13 protein-coding genes are annotated in these 13,452 nt (G+C 49.0%); all 13 read right to left on the bottom strand.

The features are described from left to right. Nucleotides 1-142 precede the first annotated feature (142 nt). Genes cobO through cobJ form a run of 13 tightly spaced genes read right to left on the bottom strand, consistent with a single transcriptional unit; the run spans nt 143 to nt 13,398 of the window. On the bottom strand, nt 143-685 hold the full coding sequence (gene cobO / locus PP175_RS11490; protein ID WP_272442935.1) for a cob(I)yrinic acid a,c-diamide adenosyltransferase: 543 nt from the start codon (nt 683-685) through the stop codon (nt 143-145). A gap of 33 nt (nt 686-718) precedes the next feature. Next, nucleotides 719-1,486, bottom strand: coding sequence for a uroporphyrinogen-III C-methyltransferase (gene cobA, locus PP175_RS11485; RefSeq protein WP_272442934.1), 768 nt, complete (start codon nt 1,484-1,486; stop codon nt 719-721). A 49-nt stretch (nt 1,487-1,535) separates the two neighbouring features. Further along, the gene (locus tag PP175_RS11480) at nt 1,536-3,050 is read right to left on the bottom strand and encodes a cobyric acid synthase (protein ID WP_272442933.1); all 1,515 of its coding nucleotides are present in this window, start codon (nt 3,048-3,050) and stop codon (nt 1,536-1,538) included. Further along, entirely contained in the window at nt 3,043-4,419 is a 1,377-nt protein-coding gene (locus PP175_RS11475; protein WP_272442932.1) for a cobyrinic acid a,c-diamide synthase CobB, read from the bottom strand. Before PP175_RS11475 ends, PP175_RS11480 begins: the two co-directional genes overlap by 8 nt. Further along, a complete protein-coding gene (locus PP175_RS11470; protein WP_272442931.1) occupies nt 4,412-5,566 on the bottom strand; it encodes a cobalt-precorrin 5A hydrolase in 1,155 nt (384 codons plus the stop codon). The genes PP175_RS11475 and PP175_RS11470 overlap by 8 nt, the downstream gene beginning before the upstream one ends. Next, on the bottom strand, nt 5,563-6,336 hold the full coding sequence (cobM, locus tag PP175_RS11465) for a precorrin-4 C(11)-methyltransferase (protein ID WP_272442930.1): 774 nt from the start codon (nt 6,334-6,336) through the stop codon (nt 5,563-5,565). The genes PP175_RS11470 and cobM overlap by 4 nt, the downstream gene beginning before the upstream one ends. Beyond that, on the bottom strand, nt 6,333-7,034 hold the full coding sequence (gene cobI, locus PP175_RS11460) for a precorrin-2 C(20)-methyltransferase (protein WP_272442929.1): 702 nt from the start codon (nt 7,032-7,034) through the stop codon (nt 6,333-6,335). Before cobI ends, cobM begins: the two co-directional genes overlap by 4 nt. A gap of 1 nt (nt 7,035) precedes the next feature. Beyond that, on the bottom strand, nt 7,036-8,244 hold the full coding sequence (gene cbiE / locus PP175_RS11455) for a precorrin-6y C5,15-methyltransferase (decarboxylating) subunit CbiE (protein WP_272442927.1): 1,209 nt from the start codon (nt 8,242-8,244) through the stop codon (nt 7,036-7,038). Then, the gene (locus tag PP175_RS11450; protein WP_272442925.1) at nt 8,237-9,340 is read right to left on the bottom strand and encodes a cobalt-precorrin-5B (C(1))-methyltransferase; all 1,104 of its coding nucleotides are present in this window, start codon (nt 9,338-9,340) and stop codon (nt 8,237-8,239) included. The genes cbiE and PP175_RS11450 overlap by 8 nt, the downstream gene beginning before the upstream one ends. Before the next feature lie 3 nt (nt 9,341-9,343). Further along, a complete protein-coding gene (locus PP175_RS11445; RefSeq protein WP_272442923.1) occupies nt 9,344-9,991 on the bottom strand; it encodes a precorrin-8X methylmutase in 648 nt (215 codons plus the stop codon). Between the two features lie 17 nt (nt 9,992-10,008). Further along, nucleotides 10,009-10,779 (bottom strand): precorrin-6A reductase, encoded by a 771-nt coding sequence (gene cobK / locus PP175_RS11440; protein ID WP_272442922.1) that lies wholly within the window; start codon nt 10,777-10,779, stop codon nt 10,009-10,011. Beyond that, nucleotides 10,776-11,795: a sirohydrochlorin chelatase gene (locus tag PP175_RS11435; protein ID WP_272442920.1), complete on the bottom strand. Its 1,020-nt coding sequence runs from the start codon at nt 11,793-11,795 to the stop codon at nt 10,776-10,778. Before PP175_RS11435 ends, cobK begins: the two co-directional genes overlap by 4 nt. A gap of 13 nt (nt 11,796-11,808) precedes the next feature. Continuing rightward, entirely contained in the window at nt 11,809-13,398 is a 1,590-nt protein-coding gene (gene cobJ, locus PP175_RS11430; RefSeq protein WP_272442919.1) for a precorrin-3B C(17)-methyltransferase, read from the bottom strand. Nucleotides 13,399-13,452: the final 54 nt, after the last annotated feature.

Here is a 13,452-nt window from a genome sequence, read left to right as displayed (position 1 = left end):
CCATATTAACAAAGAGAATGGGACCTATCGGTCCTAGCAAAAAATAACGTTAATACTTTAATACTTTATAGCGATAATATGCTTTCCTAAACGACAATAAAGCCGCTCATACCCTTACTCGGTATAAAGCGGCTTTTACCCGTTAAAATTCGATTCCTTTGACTGCGGGTATGCCCTCGTCATAATAATGCTTAATCGGTTTCATTTCAGTCACTAAATCCGCCATTGCTAGTATTTCGTCCTTGGCAGAACGTCCCGTGATGACAAGATGCATCGTCTCAGGGCGGCTTTTGATCGTCTTTAACACATCATCCAGCGGAAGCACATCGGCTATCGGAAAGCTGTCAATCGCCAGCGCGTTGTTTAATTCATCAAGGATGACCACATCATACGCACCAGAGGCGAGCTTTTCTTTTGTAAAAGCCCAAGCACTTTTCAGTGATTCCCGGTGCTCCTCAGGTGTTTTCGTCCAGGTGAATCCACTGCCTTTCTGATAAATCTCAATCCCTATTTGATCAAACATAATTTTTTCACCGTATGTCCGTTCGGGCGATTTAATAAATTGGATCATTAAAACGCGCTTTCCTCTCCCTCGCGCACGAATCGCTAATCCGAGTGCCGCTGTCGTTTTTCCTTTTCCATCGCCCGTATAAACCAATAGAAGACCCCTTTGGTTGGCTGTCATGTTGCACTCCTTATGTATGAGGATGAGTGAAGCCTATATCTCTTCTTGTCTCGGCGCTTGAAACCAGGCTATCTTTTCTCTCATCCGCACAACCTCACCTACGAGTACAATCGCTGGGTGGGTAATGTGTTCCCTTTCCGCGATGGATTCAATGGTCAGCAGATTGCCCGTGACTGTTTTTTGCCGCTCAGTTGTTCCCCACTGGATCAGAGCTACAGGCGTTTGGGGGTCTTTTCCATGCTCAAGTAAACTTTTGCATATGTAAGGCAGGTTTCCAATTCCCATGTAAAACGCAATCGTATCAATTCCCTTAGCAAGTGCATCCCAATTAATCGTGTCCTGACCCTTATCGGCCCGTCCGTGCCCGGTTACGATGGCAAACGATGAGGCGTGATCCCTGTGCGTTACTGGAATTCCCGCGTACGCTGGTGCAGCAATGCCAGACGTAATGCCCGGAATCACCTCATAAGGAATCCCGCGCTGGGCTAATTGTTCCGCTTCTTCAGCCCCTCTGCCAAACACGAAAGGATCTCCGCCTTTCAGCCGCGTTACAATTTTCCCTTCCTGCGCCTTCTCAATTAATAATTGATTGATTTGCTCCTGGATAAGGGCGTGTTTACCGGGAAGTTTTCCGCAGTATACCAACTCTGCACCCTCTTTTGCATGCTTAAGCAAGTCCTCGTTTACAAGTCTGTCGTAGGCAATTACATCTGCTTTTTGAATGCATTCCAGGCCGTACAACGTAATCAGCCTTGGGTCTCCTGGTCCCGCTCCAACGAGGTACACCATTCCTTTGTTCAAAATCGATCTCCCTTTCCTGCCTTGAGCGCCAGTGATGAGCGCCCTGTCTTTATTTAGCTTTCAGTTGGAACTGCTTCATCTTCTCTTCAATAAAAGGCAGTTCAATATGCCTGCGTACGTGCGCAGCAAGCTCATCAAATGCTTGTTCCTGTAAGGCGTTGAAACAAACTCTGTTTGTGATAGGGGGCAGCCCTTTCATGGTCCGAATACTGTTTAGCAGGCGTTCTCTAAACAGATCGTTATGAAAAATGCCATGAAAATACGTGCCAATTATGGAACCTGTTTCGTCCACAACCCCGTCGCATCTTCCATCCAAATAGATGAAAGGAACACATTCCGCTAATGGGTAGCTTTCCCCCATATGAATTTCATAACCTTCCACCTGAATGTTCTCGCCGCAAAGCCGGATGCTTCCCGTGGACAACATAGTCGTTTTCGTTGTGGAAATGGTCGTGCGGATCGGGAGCAGGGCCAGTCCATCAATACGGTGCAGCCTGCTCTCCATTTCATGTGGATCTTCTATCATTTGGCCGAGCATCTGATAGCCCCCACAAATCCCCGCTAGTATTTTGATGGTCTTGTTGTGGCACAGATTCTTAATTTCATCCGCGAGGCCGCTCTGCTGCAGGAATTGTAAATCTTCAATCGTGTTCTTGCTTCCGGGCAAAATCACGATGTCGGGGTTTTTAAGGTGCTCGCGTTTTTTCACAAAGCGGACGTGGCAATCCGGTTCAGCGAAAAAGGGATCCGCATCCGTAAAGTTTGAAATTCTGGGGTATTGAATGACAGCAATGTCGATCTCTTTGGCCGGGTTCTGGTAAGGGGTACGCCTGTCCAGGATGACTGAATCTTCTGAATCAACGGTTAAACCGTCCATGTAAGGGACAACACCAAGCACGGGTTTGCCGGTGTATTCTTCGAACCACTTAACACCTGGTTCCAGGAGGGCAATATCACCCCGGAACTTATTAATAATGACACCGATAACGCGATCACGGTCTTCAGGGTCAAGCAGCTGAAGGGTTCCCACTAAACTCGCAAATACTCCGCCTCTTTCGATATCGCCAACCAAAATCACAGGCGAATTGGTAAGCCGGGCCACTCGCATATTTACAAGTTCGCGTGCATTAAGATTGACCTCTGCCGGACTGCCGGCCCCTTCAATTACAATTCTCTCATACTTCTCAGCTAAACGGGTATAGGAATCATGAATAATTTTTAAACCCCGCTCATAAAATTCGCTCCTGTAGTTGGAAGCCTCCATATTTTTGTAGGGCTCACCGTGGAGAACGATTTGCGATTCGTTATCGCGTGTCGGCTTAATTAAAATCGGATTCATATCGGTTGTGGCCACAATACCCGCGGCTTCCGCCTGCACACCCTGGGCCCGCCCGATTTCTTTCCCATCCAGTGTGATGTATGAATTGAGCGCCATATTTTGTGATTTAAAAGGCGCTGTGCAAAATCCCTGTTGCGCAAAAATCCTGCAAAATGCGGTTACCATGATGCTCTTGCCCGCATCTGAATGCGTGCCCTGGATCATGAGTGGAAGGGCTTTAGCCATTGACTTTGCCCTCCTTGCATTTTTTTATCCAGTTGGCAACCAGACCGCTGCAGGACGCGAAGTGCAGATGGGTATATCCAGCAACAAGGTTCTCTGTCAGATACCCTTCCTGTTTGCTGCCGCGCATTCCCTTTGTTTGATACGCATAAGGCTGGCCGCTGGCCTCTGTAATATAGGTGGAGTAGTGAAATTCATGGCCTTTGGCCTGCACACCCGGGGGAAGCAAAAAGTTCCCCATTTCACCTGTCACTTCGCGGTACCCCAATGCGGCAAGCTTTTTCTGCATTTTGACGTATCCAGGGATGATGCCAAGCATATCAAACTTCTCGCCTTCTGTTGTGACGATTGTCTCAGTGAGATACATAAAACCACCGCATTCAGCCAGCGTAGGCAGCCCCTTTTGCACAGCATTTCGAATGGTGCGTTTCACAGCTTCATGGGAAGACAGCGTGTCCGCAAATTCTTCTGGAAATCCCCCGCCTATGTACAATCCATCAACATTCTCCGGCAAACACTCCCCATTCAGCGGCGAAAAGAACACAAGCTCTGCCCCGTATGCCTCCAATAGCTCTAAATTTTCCGGGTAATAAAAATTAAACGCCGCATCTTTTGCTACTGCAATGCGAACGAATGTCTTTAATTGTTTAGGAAAAATGCTTGTGGGGGGGCTCTCAAGCTTTGGTGCCAGGGCAAGCTCATATAGCCTCTCCAGGTCAACTGTTTGCGTGATTATGTTACCCAGCTTGTCAAAGAAGGGATCCAGCTCACGACGTTCAATAGACGGGATTAAGCCGAGGTGCCGCTCAGGAATTTGGATTTCTTCGTCGCGCTGTACATAACCGAGCACAGGAATGCCGCATTCCTGCTCAATGGCCGCTTGAACCAGCTTATAGTGCCCCACGCTCCCGACATTGTTCGCAATAACCCCCACTATATTCGGCTCGTCAGCAAAGCATTGGAATCCTTTGACAATGGCAGCGGCACTCCTGGCCATGCTGGCACAGTTCACAACGAGAACGACAGGTGACCGGGTGATCACACTGATCTCGGCTGTGCTGCCCGCATTGTTTGTCGGGTCTTTTCCGTCAAAAAACCCCATCACCCCTTCAATGATGGAGAGGTCCGCACCGTCGCTTCCCCGATTATAGATTTCCCTCACCGTCTCAGGCGAAAACATCCAGCTGTCCAGATTTCGCGAACTCCTGCCTGTCACAGCGTGGTGGTACGACGGATCAATATAATCCGGGCCACATTTAAAACCCTGGACGGCAAACCCTTTTCGTTGAAAGGCTGCCATCAGTCCGATCGTTATGGTTGTTTTGCCGACTCCACTTCCGGTTCCTGCTATCACGATTCTGCGATCATTCATTGCGCCACGTCCTTTTCCGAGGTCCATTTGGTATGACAGCTACCGAAATCGTCACATTTCCTGATTTCTTCTTAACAAGTAAAAGTTCATCGGCCCCACTGCAAAGTTTAGCAGCAGGTTCGCTTACGCCATATGCGCCTGTGTATTTGAAGACCGTGGCTGAAGGCTGTTCCAGCGACACCTGATTGAGCTGCTCTGGCGTATAATAAACAAATTCCCAGTTATATTTCTGCGCCGTTTGCCTTAACCCTGCTTCATCTTTCTTTAGGTCAATGGTGGCAATTGCCTTTACACTTTTCTTTGAAAGCCGCAGCTGTACAAGCGTTTCGTCAATGACAGCTTCAATTTCATCCGCGGTAGTTCCCCGGTTGCACCCCATCCCAAGCACAAGCACCTTGGGACGATACAAAACCCCATTGGCCAGGATAGGCCATTCATCTTTTGTCAGGTTGCGGTGCGTGACGACGAGAGCCGCGGCCGGTTTGGCGAGAAGCGCCTCTTGAATAGATGAATAAAGAGTAATCGTCCCAGGCAGCGGCGCCTCATAAGTCCACCAGTTTCGCTCACCCGATTCCTGGATAACCGCAACTTGTTCCTCGTTCACTACGGAGGCGCTCACAGGCGTGAGCTTATCCGCCGATTCCCATACCCAGCCAAATTGCGCTCCAAATAAGTCCACCGCTATTGTTTTCTGCACGTCCGAGGCTGTTGTAATAATGGGCCTGGCACTTAAAACCGCAGCAATTTCTTTCGTTAATGCATTGGCACCCCCCAGATGGCCGGACAAGACGCTGATTACGTTTTCGCCTTTATCATCGATGACGAGCACAGCTGGATCCGTCTTCTTATCCTTAAGTAGCGGGGCAATCATCCGCACAACCGCTCCCAGTGAAATAATGAGGATGATCCCGCGGTACGCCTTGAAAAGAGATGGAAGGAGCAGGCGGACACTGCCTTCAAACAGCTGGATGCCATGGTCCTCTTCATCCCCTTGTGCGAATTTGCTCATGTAATACAAATCCGCTCTGTTGAACACGATAGAGAGGTTTCTTGAAAGCTTGACCCCATGCTTGGTGATCGCGACAATCGCATAAGGCTGTTGCTGTTTGATGGCCGGCTGGGTTTCTTCTTTTAAAGATAGAATCATGCTTTCACACCCCGGCGGTAGCCGTGCGTAAACGCCTTATCGTACAGTTTCGAACGGTAATCTTTTTCATGAATTTGTTCCTCCAGCGCCCATCCGGCTATGATCATCGCCTGTTTGCGGATGCCGTTCTTCCGCATATCCTCGTCCAACTGCATGAGTGTTGAACGGACAATGATTTCGTCGGGCCACGTTGCTTTATATACGACCCCAACCGGGGTATGCGGACTCCAGCCGGCATCCAGCAGTTCCGCCACTACTTTCTTTGTTAATGTGGCGCTCAGGAAGAGGGCAATCGTGCAGTTATGCATGGCGAGATCTTTTAATTTCTCACGGTCCGGGACAGGCGTTCGTCCTTCTGCCCGCGTTAAGATCACCGTCTGGGTTAAGTCCGGAATGGTAAGTTCGGCTCCAAGTGCTGCAGCTGACGCAAACACAGAGCTGACACCCGGTACGATCTCAACTTCAATGCTCTCTTTTTTAAGAAGCGCGATTTGCTCCATGATGGCCCCATAAACGGCCGGATCTCCAGTATGTACCCGTACAACCTTTTTCCCCTCAAAAATTCTGTCCTTCATGATCTGGACCATTTCCTCCAGGTGCATCCCCGCTGTCTTCAGCACTTCAGCTCCCTGTTTGGACTCATTCATCAGCTCCTCATTGACAAGTGAATCTGCGTATAAGACGACGTCTGCCTCCTGGATATGGCGCAGGCCGCGAACGGTAATCAAATCCGATGCTCCTGGACCGGCACCTACAATATATAGCTTCATTTTCTCACCACCATCAGTGTTAAATATTCCAGCTCAGCGTCCCCAAGCTCCTCCACATTCCAAACGATTTCTTCTTCAGACGTAACCTTTGTTACAACCGAAGCCTTGTTCATCAAATCCAATTCTTTTAATATGCGTATTAATGGATTCATAACCTTCGCCACTTTTATAAAGACGACGCAATCATTTTCGATGATCACTTTTTTCATCGCTTCATAATCGTCCGTGGCCGGGACAATCGCCACATGTTCATCTCCATCCGCTAAAGGCAGGCCTAATCTAGAGGCAGCACCATTGATAGATGAAATACCTGGAACCGTCTGAATCGGCACTTCTGGGTAGCGGACTTTCATCAGATTCATCATATGGATAAACGTGCTGTACAGGAGGGGATCGCCTTCTGTAACGAAGGCTACGTCTTTGCCTTCTTGTAAGCGGCTCCAGACGGTTTCAACCGTAATGCTCCATTCTCGCTCCAATATTGATTTGTCCTTGCTCATCGGAAATACAAGCCCCAGCATTTCTTTTTCTGCCGGGTTCACATAAACATCGATAATTTTATGCGCATAGCTTTTGCTTCCTTTTCGCTTTTTGGGATAGGCAATCACCGGCGAATCTTTTAATCTGCGAAAGGCCTTTACTGTGATAAGCTCCGGGTCTCCTGGCCCCACTCCAATACCATACAGTGTTCCGACCATGCTATTCTCCCTTCTTTCGGCTAGCAGTGATAATATAAATAGGATTCAGCGCATCGAAGCGGGTTAAATTCAAAATCGGTTTGCTCCGGGCAATCTGCGCTAGCGTTATGTTAGTGTTAAAGCCATTTTTATGAAAAACTTCCAAAGCTTCTGATAGATTCTCAATCGTTGCGGCATTGAGTACGATCCTTCCGTTCTCACGCAACCGGCTACAGCAAACGGCCAGAATGTCTTCCATCCCGCCGGCGGTTCCGCCAATGAACACCGCATCCGGATCCGGAAAAGACTCGAGTCCATCCGGAGCCTTGCCGTGTAAAACGGTAATATCTGTGCGGAATTTCACAAGATTTTTGCGGCAGTTTTCCAGATCCCCTTCATTTTTTTCAATGGCAAACACCTGCCCTTCAGTTGCTATCTTTGCTGCTTCTATCGCGACAGAACCCGTACATGTTCCGATATCCCACACAACGCTGTCTTCTTTTAGATTAAGTGCACTGATGCTCAAAATACGAATTTCCCTCTTAGTCAGCAATCCCTTATCAGGTTTGCGCTGGACAAACTCCTCGTCATCGATTCCAAGGGGCCATACTTTAGCCTCTTCCGTTTTCTTTAAAATAACGATATTTAACGGAGAAAATTCCTCATCCGCCATTTCTTCCAGGCTCATCCAGCGGCATCGTTCCGTGTCTCCGCCTAGATTTTCAGCTATAAAAGCGCGGTATTCCGTCATTTGATAGGTTAGGAGATAGCTTGCAATCTTTGCCGGATTGTTCTCTTCATCCGTTAAAAGCGCAACTTTCTCTTTGCCATCGATTCGCTGGGCCAGTCCCCGCATACTTCGTCCATGTAAGCTTATAACGTACGCATCCTGCCATTTTTCACCCATTCTGGCAAACGCCAGCTGAATAGAACTTACATACGGGTGGATTTCGATGTTTACTTTGCTCGCTAAGTAGCTGCCTATGCCGTAAAATAGCGGATCACCGGAAGCGAGGATGACCACCCGCCTGCCTTCCTGCCGCAACTCGTCTACGAGGCTTCCTAGTCCGCCTTTTATGGTTCGGGTTTCTCCTTCATAGTCCGGAAAAAAAGAAAGCTGCCTTTCGCCGCCTATTAAAACTTCACTCTCATAAATCCATTTCACGTAGTGAGGAAGCAGGCTTGCTTTGCCTTCATCCCCAATCCCAATTAACTTGATTGTTTCACTCATTTCGAGCCGCCTTTCCTAGTAACCTTCCTTTTAATGAATAAATCGTTGTGTCAATGGCGATTCCGCCACCCGTTTCTCGGAGGGCTGAGCGGCAGCAATAATCACACAAAACGTCAAAGAAAGATGGGCAGTTGTGCTCAAGCATGAGATCGCCCACCAAAGACGCTGAATGTGCGCCTTTAACCGCCTCAATCAATTCAGCTGCCGCTCCGGCTTCACTTGCGACACGGGACAGGAAATCAAAATCGACCGGCGCACTCTTGGAGTGAACCATCATCACACCCTGCGCCACCTTTGAAAATTTGCCCATCATGCCGACAAGCGACACATTTATAAAGCCAAGCCTCTTACACTGCTTTAGTGTGAAGCCAACAAAATCGCCCATCTCAATGAAAGATTCCTCTGGCAGGTGTGAAAATTGTTCCATGGCAAGCTTCTCGCTTCTGCCACCCGTGGTGATCACGACATGCGTGCACAGGTTCGCCTGTGCCACTTGCAGGGCCTGTACAATGCTTGCCTTATAGGCGGAAGTAGAGAATGGAACCACGATTCCTCTTGTGCCAAGTATCGATATCCCTCCGAGTATGCCAAGCCTCGCATTCAACGTTTTTTTGGCAATCTCTTCGCCATCCGGGACAGAAATAACCACTTTAACGCCTTTGTTCAAGGCATGGTGTACGAGAACTTCGGCCGCGGCTTCTGTGATCATTTTTCTGGGGACAGGATTAATAGCGGCTTCTCCAACTGCGATAGGCAGGCCGGGCTTAGTGGCCCGTCCGACTCCCTGTCCGCCATCGAGGAGAATGCCGTTCCCATCCGCCCAGCTAACGGTGGCAAAAATAAGCGCGCCATGAGTAGCATCCGGGTCGTCCCCGCCATCTTTCCGGATAGCTGCGGCTGCATATTCAGCTGTAAGGGACAATTGTTCAACCGTGAATGTGACAAGCCTTCCGATTGGCAGAAGGATAGTGGACTCCGTTTGATACTCCCCCGTAATAAGTGCCGTGAGGGCGGCCTTCGTCGCAGCGGCGGCGCAGGCTCCTGTGGTGTACCCCTCCCGCATCGGTTTATTTGTTTGTTCCTGGGTACCGTTCATGCGTTACACCCGATCAGCCAGTAGTGAAATGGCATTGACTGCAGCCACAGTAACCGTGCTTCCACCTTTTCTCCCCACATTGGTGATAAACGGAATATCAAGCTTAGCCAGCTCCTCCTTCGATTCAGCAGCAGAAACAAATCCCACAGGCAGCCCAATTATCAGGCCGGGGCGCGCATGTCCCTCTTTTATCAGCCGAATTAGTTCAAGCAGGGCTGTCGGTGCATTGCCGATGGCGTAAATGCCCCCGTCTGCTACTTTTGCCGCTTTTCGCATGGAAATAATAGCCCTTGTTGTGTTAAGCCGCTTTGCTTCTTCCATAACATCTCTGTCCGAAATGTATACGTCCACCTCGCAGCCATACTTTTCAACTCTCGGCTTGCTAATCCCCACTTGAACCATCTGTACATCGCATATGATTTTCTTTCCGCTTCTGATGGCATCGATGCCTGCCTGAATGGCTCCGCTATGCATGCGAAGGCTTTTTCCCAACTCAAAGTCAGCTGACGCATGAATGACGCGCTGTACAACCTTGTACTGTTCATCAGAAAATGGATGGTCACCTATCTCTTCATCAATAATTTGAAAGCTTCTCTCCTCAATTTGCTGCGGCTGTACGGTTTCAGGTTTAAATGCTGTATGAAAATCCATTTGTCTGTCCCCCCGTTTTAGATTGTCTGAAAAATGTGGTGCAAATGATCCATGACTTCATTAAATGTGGAATACTTATTTTGATACGCGATCTGCGGCCTGCCAATCATAATCGTGTTGATCCCAAGTTCCACAGCGGCTTCCAGCTTTTCGTCTACCGTGCCTTCTTTACCGCTTTCTTTCGTGATCATGAGCGTTACCCCATACTGTTTGTACAGCGCACGGTTGAACTCTTTCGTAAAAGGCCCCTGGATGGCGATAATATTTTTCTGCGGCAGGCCCAATTCCTCGCACTTTTCCATGTTATCTTTACGGGGCAGCATTCGGGCAAGCAGCCGAATTTCGGGGTGGCGGATGAGCTTCGCTGTAAAAATTTGTAGCGTTTTACTGCCGGTCGTCAGCATAATGACCCCGCCTTTTTGCACAGCCAGGTCAGCCGCTTCCTCATAGCTGTCAGCGTAGGTAATCAGGTTGCTTTGAAAATTTTGCGACGCCCGTTCATAGCGGATGTAAGGAATGCCAGCTTCCTCCGCCCCTTTCATCGCATTTTTGGAAGCTTCCTCTGCAAAAGGATGGCTTGCATCAACCACAGCCTCTATGGCTTTTTCCTGAATGAAAGATGCGATCCGGTCCGCGTCCATTCGCCCGGTCCGTACGGCAATTCCTGCCTGTTCCATTTCTTTTGCGGCATTCTCCGTGACAACGGTTGCGATTAAGGGATAGCCCGCTCCTTGAATCCTGAGGGCGAGTTCCCGCGCATCACTTGTGCCGGCAATCACTAGAATCATTTCGTCACCCGCTCCTTTTGTTCTGCATCAGAGGTACTGTGATGATCCGGGCCATTATGATCGCAGTGATGGTGATGCCTATCGTTATTTGGGTGAGTATGGCCATCTGGGTGGCTGTGGTCCTCGTGGTCATGATGATGGTAGTGTTCATGGCTATCGTGATGGTCATGGTCATGGTTATGGTTATGATCATGGTGATGGTGATGATCGATATGCTCCATCGCCTGCAGCCTGTACTGGCATGTATCACAGTTCATCATCACCACTCCGCCCAGCGCTTCCTCCGCTCGCTCTAGTAGAACCCTTTCAAGATTGCTGTGAAATCCAAAATAGCCAGCCAGCGAAAATTCAGCGTCCGGATATTTGGCTGCAAAAACCTGAATCAGCTCTTCAAGCCTTTTTATTAAGATGCCAGTAAACAGAAAGTACGGTAAAATAATAATTTTTTTCGCCCCTAATCGGATGCACCTGTCGACGCCTTCCTCAATTAGCGGATCGGTAACGCCCATAAAAGCGGGTTCGACGATGTTATACTTAATCCGTTCCCACAGAAGCCGGGCAATTTTATAGAGGTCACTGTTGGCGTCCGGATCACTACCGCCGCGCCCTAACAGAATAACCGCCGTATCTGGATCGGGATGATTCACATCCTCTCCCAGCTCTATCAGCCTGCTCTTGCAGATTTCGACGGTTTGGTCGTGTACACCGATTGGCTTGCCATATGTAAAGGTAACATCGGGGTAGGTCTGCCTGGCCTCATCCAGTGCTGCTGGAATATGAATCTTAGAGTGGCCAGCCGGCAGCAGCATGATCGGGATCACCGCTACTTGAGTCGCCCCTTTGTCGACACACGCGTCCAGTCCTTGCGGCACAGTCGGAAGCTCAAACTCCAGGAAGCACGATTCAACCAGTATAGCAGGATCCATTTGCGGCCTTATCCTTGTAATCAACTCACGCACCTGCTCGTTTCCTTCAAAATCCCTGCTGCCGTGACCCACAAATAAAACAGCTTTCATTTGTTTTCCTCCTCTAGTCTCCACATGGAGCCGCTTCTACCAAAACTTTAGGTGTTTCATCCTGGTACTGATAACCCTGAACTGTCTTGACCCGTTTAAAAAACTTATGGAACCGCTCGTTTGGATAGCCTTTTTCCTTATATTCATGGATAATGGCCTCAATGATTGGCACCAGCTTGTCCGGTTCAATTCCTTCGGCAACCGGCTGCCCTGCCTGAGCGGTTCTGCCCACTGTTTTTGCACCGAGAAACAAATCGAATTTCCCCCGGCGAAAAACAATGCCAATGTCTTCTTTTACGGCGCCGTAGCATGCCATAGCGCAGCCATTAAATCCGAGCATCAGCTCCTTTGGCATCTCAATACCGCCAAAACGCCTTTGGATTTCTTCTGCAAATGGAATCCCGTCTTTTTTCTCCCCATCGCAGAAGTCACATGCCTTTACTGTTAAGACATCGCCTATGGGGGACAGCAAGAAGCCTGCTTCCCGCAATCGCCTGGAAATGGCTTCTGGCTGACTGCTTGGGATGCGTAACACGATCTGGTGATGAGGAGTATATTCTATCGAGCCTTTTTCGCCCGCTATCTCGGCCAATAGGATCAGCTGATCAGGGGTAAATTTCTTATTGGCTACTCCCGGGCTAACAGCCAGCTCAAAGATGGATTCAACCTGGGTACGGGCATGCTGATAAGTTAAAACCGCTACACCCTTTTTTTCATCAAGTTTCGCCACAGCCTGCATGGCCATGTCAAGTGGCGACTCCACATCTTCCTTTCCTCCATGGAGCGCCCATGGTTCATTCTCAGGCCTCAGTCGCTCATGCGGGCGCAAAGCCTGCTTCTCAGCATTCAGCGTGTATTTCCGCTGGTATCCCCGCGGGGTAATCATCTTGTTGTCGTATAAAAAAGTTGTGGAATTGCCGATTACGATCGTTGTGAGCATGCCAATATCGTGGTCTAACATATCTTCGATGGTTGTGATAATCACCTGCTGCCGATCCCTGTACGCGCTTTTGACTAATCCTACAGGCGTCCGGGGTGAACGGTATTGCAAAAGAATGTTTCGCGCTTCAACTATTTGCCGCGTTCTCCTCCCGCTTTTTGGGTTATAGATAGCGATGACAAAATCGGCTGAAGCAGCGGCTTCGATTCGTTTGGCGATTATATCCCACGGTGTAAGATGGTCACTTAGGCTGATCGTACAGGCATCATGCATAACAGGCGCTCCGAGCAGCGAAGCACATGAGTTGATTGCCGAGATTCCAGGTATCACTTCAACTTCAATGCCATCCTTCTCTGTCCATCCTTGTTCGATTAATACTTCATACACCAGCCCAGCCATGCCGTACACCCCAGCATCCCCGCTGGATATAACGGCGACTGTTCTTCCGGATTCAGCAAGTTTAACAGCTGCCTGCGCACGGCTGACTTCTTCGGCCATCCCTGTGCTGATAATTTCCTGATGGGTTACGACGTCGAGTACAAGGTCCACGTACGTTTTATAACCGATAATACAATCGCTTTCCTGTATGGCTTCCCTGGCTCTTTCTGTGAAATGTTTGATGCTTCCAGGGCCAAAGCCAACAACTAGTATTTTTCCTGGCAACGTAAATTCACTCCTTATCAGAGGGTTCATAAAACAAGAGAACGAGTCTAGCAA

The organism is Aneurinibacillus sp. Ricciae_BoGa-3 (assembly GCF_028421645.1).
Taxonomy (GTDB): domain Bacteria; phylum Bacillota; class Bacilli; order Aneurinibacillales; family Aneurinibacillaceae; genus Aneurinibacillus_B.
Note: the sequence above shows the minus strand (reverse complement) of the source record. Positions and strands in the feature narration are given on the sequence as shown.

Coding starts and splice junctions, on each gene's coding strand:
- cobO (WP_272442935.1), bottom strand. CDS start 685: ATGACAGCCAACCAAAGGGGTCTTCTATTGGTTTATACGGGCGATGGA.
- PP175_RS11480 (WP_272442933.1), bottom strand. CDS start 3,050: ATGGCTAAAGCCCTTCCACTCATGATCCAGGGCACGCATTCAGATGCG.
- PP175_RS11475 (WP_272442932.1), bottom strand. CDS start 4,419: ATGAATGATCGCAGAATCGTGATAGCAGGAACCGGAAGTGGAGTCGGC.
- PP175_RS11470 (WP_272442931.1), bottom strand. CDS start 5,566: ATGATTCTATCTTTAAAAGAAGAAACCCAGCCGGCCATCAAACAGCAA.
- cobM (WP_272442930.1), bottom strand. CDS start 6,336: ATGAAGCTATATATTGTAGGTGCCGGTCCAGGAGCATCGGATTTGATT.
- cobI (WP_272442929.1), bottom strand. CDS start 7,034: ATGGTCGGAACACTGTATGGTATTGGAGTGGGGCCAGGAGACCCGGAG.
- cbiE (WP_272442927.1), bottom strand. CDS start 8,244: ATGAGTGAAACAATCAAGTTAATTGGGATTGGGGATGAAGGCAAAGCA.
- PP175_RS11450 (WP_272442925.1), bottom strand. CDS start 9,340: ATGAACGGTACCCAGGAACAAACAAATAAACCGATGCGGGAGGGGTAC.
- PP175_RS11445 (WP_272442923.1), bottom strand. CDS start 9,991: ATGGATTTTCATACAGCATTTAAACCTGAAACCGTACAGCCGCAGCAA.
- cobK (WP_272442922.1), bottom strand. CDS start 10,779: ATGATTCTAGTGATTGCCGGCACAAGTGATGCGCGGGAACTCGCCCTC.
- PP175_RS11435 (WP_272442920.1), bottom strand. CDS start 11,795: ATGAAAGCTGTTTTATTTGTGGGTCACGGCAGCAGGGATTTTGAAGGA.